At 55.3% G+C, this 4306-nt stretch carries 4 protein-coding genes; 3 read left to right on the plus strand and 1 reads right to left on the minus strand.

The genetic code is table 11. The features are described from left to right. Positions 1-127: DUF1656 domain-containing protein (locus tag ACLQ7H_RS11705; protein ID WP_411752813.1), on the minus strand; the 127-nt coding region annotated here is incomplete at its 3' end. A 355-nt stretch (positions 128-482) separates the two neighbouring features. On the opposite strand from ACLQ7H_RS11705, the gene aaeR reads away from it, so the two are divergent. From aaeR to ACLQ7H_RS11720, 3 genes are all read left to right on the plus strand, one after another. Continuing rightward, complete coding sequence (gene aaeR, locus ACLQ7H_RS11710; RefSeq protein WP_024483740.1) at positions 483-1394, plus strand: HTH-type transcriptional activator AaeR; 912 nt, start codon at positions 483-485, stop codon at positions 1392-1394. 409 nt (positions 1395-1803) lie between these two features. Next, positions 1804-2706, plus strand: coding sequence for an acetamidase/formamidase family protein (locus ACLQ7H_RS11715; protein ID WP_411752811.1), 903 nt, complete (start codon positions 1804-1806; stop codon positions 2704-2706). A 10-nt stretch (positions 2707-2716) separates the two neighbouring features. Further along, the gene (locus ACLQ7H_RS11720; protein ID WP_411752812.1) at positions 2717-4060 is read left to right on the plus strand and encodes an APC family permease; all 1344 of its coding nucleotides are present in this window, start codon (positions 2717-2719) and stop codon (positions 4058-4060) included. Positions 4061-4306 lie beyond the last annotated feature (246 nt).

The raw sequence follows: 4306 nt of genomic DNA on the forward strand, positions 1-4306 counted from the left end.
AATCGTAAATTCCGGTCGGTTGCAGTAGGCGTTGCAGGATAAAAAACAGTGCCAACGACGCTAACAGCTCAAAAAATACCGGCGGGAACGGCAGTCCAAAAATGACCATAACCGGAAGCAAACTCATACTTTTTCCTTGATTGTTTACTGCACCGGGATTGCGCCCTTCTTATTTAACACTTCATTTACATTATCTTGGGCGGACGTCAAACGCACCCTGCTAAGGTCTCAAACCTGAAAAAGGGTTAAACTCAGAACATACGTCCGCGAAAGGAAATGCAGGATTACCGGAGGGATCGTTCGGCCACGGCAGAGTACCGCGGCATAGCTGACCACGCCAAGCGTTCAGAAGGTCTTTTATCCACTGAATTTCTAGTTACGACGAGAAAGACACAGGATATACCCGACGCGTTATATTAGCCTGCTTACTATCAACTCATCAACAATCTGTGATCTAAATCACTTTTAAGCCAGAGTGAACAATGGAAAGACTAAAACGGATGTCCGTGTTTGCCAAAGTCGTTGAATGTGGTTCATTTACTGCGGCGGCACGCCAGCTCGACATGAGCGTTTCATCCATCAGCCAGACAGTATCCAAATTGGAAAATGATCTGCAGGTGAAGCTGCTTAACCGCAGTACACGTAGCATCGGCCTGACCGAAGCCGGTAAAATCTACTATCAGGGTTGCCGCCGCATGCTGCAGGAAGCCGCCGAGGTGCATGAGCAGCTTTATGCGCTGAACAATACGCCCATCGGCACGCTGCGCATCGGCAGTTCCTCCACCATGGCGCAAAACGTCCTGGCGACCATGACCGCCGACATGCTGCAAGAATATCCTGGCCTAACGGTCAACCTGGTCACCGGCATCCCGGCCCCCGACCTGATTGCCGACGGCCTGGACGTGGTGATCCGCACCGGCGAACTGCAGGATTCCAGCCTGTTTTCCAAACGTCTGGGCTCGATGCCGATGGTGGTCTGCGCCGCCAAAAGCTACCTGACTCAACACGGGACACCGCAAAAACCGGCGGATATGGTGAATTTTTCCTGGTTGGAGTACAGCGTACGGCCCGACAGTGAGTTTGAATTGATGGCTCCCGAAGGCATCAGCACGCGCATTTCCCCGCAGGGACGCTTCGTGACCAACGATTCTCAAACCATGATCCGCTGGCTCAAGGCCGGGGCGGGAATTGCTTACGCACCGCTGATGTGGGTAATTGAAGAGATCAAACGCGGCGAGATTGAGATCCTGTTCAAGCGCTACCACTCGGAACCCCGCCCGGTTTACGCACTGTACACCGAGAAGGACAAGCTGCCGCTCAAGGTGCAGGTGTGTATCAATTACCTGACGGAGTACTTCAAACGCGTGGCGGAAGTGTATCAGGGCTATCGCTGACGCTCCCCTTATTACCCTGGAGTTCACTCCAGGGTAATAAGTTTGTCCTGGCTGATATATAGCGTTTACTGCTATAAAACCGGTTACTCATTTTATTAATGCTAATTATCGAAAGCATTCACCTTCATTTGATTCCCATTCTCTCCTGATAACTCTGCTGTATTCATTCGGGTTAACCGATCGGTTATGCGGAAATTTCCGCCATAGTTGCGGGTAATAAACCACCGCGATAATTGTTTAAAGCATATCCTGCCAATCCAACAAAAATGCCCATTCTGCTACCGCTTTCGCGTGCTTGCTTACGCCCCTGTGGGTGTGATTTATTGATGAATTGGCGCGGGTTCGCGCAATTATCATTATCGCCATAAATAATAAAAACTAGGCTTCATTATTCATTATAGGAATCACCATGGAAAAGATCTCACGCACGCACGTGGTATATGCCATGTCGCGCGATAACGCCCCGGTGGCCACCGTTGCCAGCGGCAGCGACGTTTGTTTTGAAACCTGTGACTGCTTCGAAGATCAAATCGCCTCCGAACAGGCGGCCTTCACCGAACTGGACTGGAGCCGGATCAACCCGGCTACCGGGCCGGTTTACGTGCAGGATGCGAACCCCGGCGATGTATTACGGGTAGAGATTAAACGTATCACCCCAACCCGCCATCAGGCGGTGATGGTCACCGCTCCGGGCCTGGGCGTCATTGGCGATGAGCTGCAACAGCCACAGATCCGCACCGTGCCGCTGGAAGACGGCTTCGCACTGCTGCCTGGCGGGGTGCGTTGGCCGTTAAAGCCAATGATCGGCGTAATTGGCGTCGCCCCGGCCGAAGAGCCAGTCTCCTGCGGCACACCAGATGCCCACGGCGGCAACATGGACTGCAAAATCATCACCGAAGGCTGCACGCTGTGGCTGCCGGTTAACGTTCCCGGCGCGCTGTTTGCGCTAGGCGATCTGCATGCCGCGATGGGCGATGGCGAAGTCTCGGTATGCGGGCTGGAGATCCCCGGTGAAGTAGTGGTGAACCTGAGCGTAGTCAAAAACCGCGCGCTGCCTACCCCGATGATGAGCACCGCCGATACGCTATATACCCTGGCATCCGCCAAAACGCTGGACGAAGCTGCCGAACTGGCAACGCGCAATATGGCGCACTTCGTGGCGGACTATAGCCAGGTCTCGCTGGCCGACGCCATCAACCTGCTGAGCATCACCGGCGATCTGCAAATCTGCCAGGTGGTCGATCCGCTAAAAACCTGCCGTTTCGCGCTGCCACGCAGCGTAGCCGAGCAGTTAAACCTCCAGCTGGATTAGGGATAGCGCCATGTCTGTAGAACAATTTGGTTATAAACAAGAACTGCACCGTACCCTCACCCTGAAAGATCTGGTGATTTACGGCATGATCTTTATGGTACCGATCGCGCCGTTTGGCGTGTTTGGCTACGTGTGGGAAGGCGCACAGGGCATGGTGGCGCTGGCCTATCTGATCGGTATGGTGGCGATGTTCTTCACCGCGATGAGTTACTGGGCAATGTCCCGCGCTTTCCCGGTTTCCGGCTCGGTCTATGCTTACGCCCAGCGCGGCATCCATGAAACCGTCGGCTTCTTTGCCGGCTGGCTGATCCTGCTCGATTACATCCTGGTGCCGTCGTTGCTGTATATCGTCAGCGCGGCGGCGCTCGGCCCGATCCTGCCAGAAGTCCCCGCTTGGGTGTGGATCGTGACCTTTATCGTGATCAACAGCGCGATCAACCTGGTAGGGATCCAGTTCACCGCCAAGGCCAACCGCTACATTCTGGTGGCGGAAATTGTGATCCTGACCATCTTTGTGGTGATGGGCCTGACGGCGCTCTATTCCGGCGAAGGTTCCGGTGGCCTGACGCTGAACCCGCTCTACAACGCCGAGAAATTCAGCCTGCCGCTGGTGATGGGTGCGGTATCTATCGCGGTGCTGTCATTCCTGGGCTTTGACGGTATCTCGACGCTGTCTGAAGAGAGCAAAGGCGGGGCCGATGCCGTGGGGAAAGCCTCGCTGTATGCGCTGCTGTTGGTGGGGTCGCTGTTTATCCTGCAAACCTGGATTGCCGCCGATCTGGCTGCGGGCCAAAACTTCACTAACCTGGATACCGCATTCTACGATACCGCCAATCTGGCGGGCGGCTCTTGGTTGAAGCAGGCCACCATCTGGGCGACGGCACTCTCCTGGGGGATCGCCAATGCGTTAGTCGCGCAGGCCGCCATCTCCCGCATTCTGTTCGCCATGGGGCGTGACCGCCAACTGCCGAAGATCCTGGCCAAGGTGCATCCACGCTTTAAAACCCCTTACGTCAGCACCTTGCTGGTCGCGGTGATCTCCCTCGGTTCCGGGCTGTACTTCAACGGCAGCATCGACAACCTGAGCCGGTTGGTCAACTTCGGGGCGCTGATGGGCTTTTTGATCCTGCACCTGTCGGTGATTAACCACTACATCATCCGCCAGAAATCCAAGTCCTGGGTAAAACACCTGCTGTTCCCGCTGGTCGGCCTTTCGATCATCGCCTTTGTGCTGTACGAGATGGATATCGAAGCCAAGATCCTCGGCCTTAGCTGGCTGGCGGTGGGCATCGTGTATTACTTTGTGCTGCGCGTGGTGCTGAAGAGAGAGCCGGTTCTGAAGCTCGAGGACTAAGCCCATAGGCCTGTGACGCCCCTCACCCCCACCCTCTCCCACAGGGAGAGGGAGCTGATACGGCGCAATGGTCAGGTACAAAAGTCAATCTGTGACACGTTCCCCCCTCCTCTCCCCCCAAGCCGAAAGCAGGCATAGAAATTAGCATGTAGCACGTTATGTCCCCTCTTCCTGTGGGCTGATACGGCGCAATGGTCAGGTACAAAAGTCAGTCTGTGACACGTTCCCCCCTCCTCTCCCCCCAAG

It is taken from the genome of Serratia sp. (in: enterobacteria) (genome assembly GCF_046715635.1).
GTDB lineage: Bacteria > Pseudomonadota > Gammaproteobacteria > Enterobacterales > Enterobacteriaceae > Chania.

What these genes read in the sequence shown, in the direction of transcription:
- aaeR (WP_024483740.1), top strand. Translation starts at nt 483, where the DNA reads ATGGAAAGACTAAAACGGATGTCCGTGTTTGCCAAAGTCGTTGAATGT.
- ACLQ7H_RS11720 (WP_411752812.1), top strand. Translation starts at nt 2,717, where the DNA reads ATGTCTGTAGAACAATTTGGTTATAAACAAGAACTGCACCGTACCCTC.
- ACLQ7H_RS11715 (WP_411752811.1), top strand. Translation starts at nt 1,804, where the DNA reads ATGGAAAAGATCTCACGCACGCACGTGGTATATGCCATGTCGCGCGAT.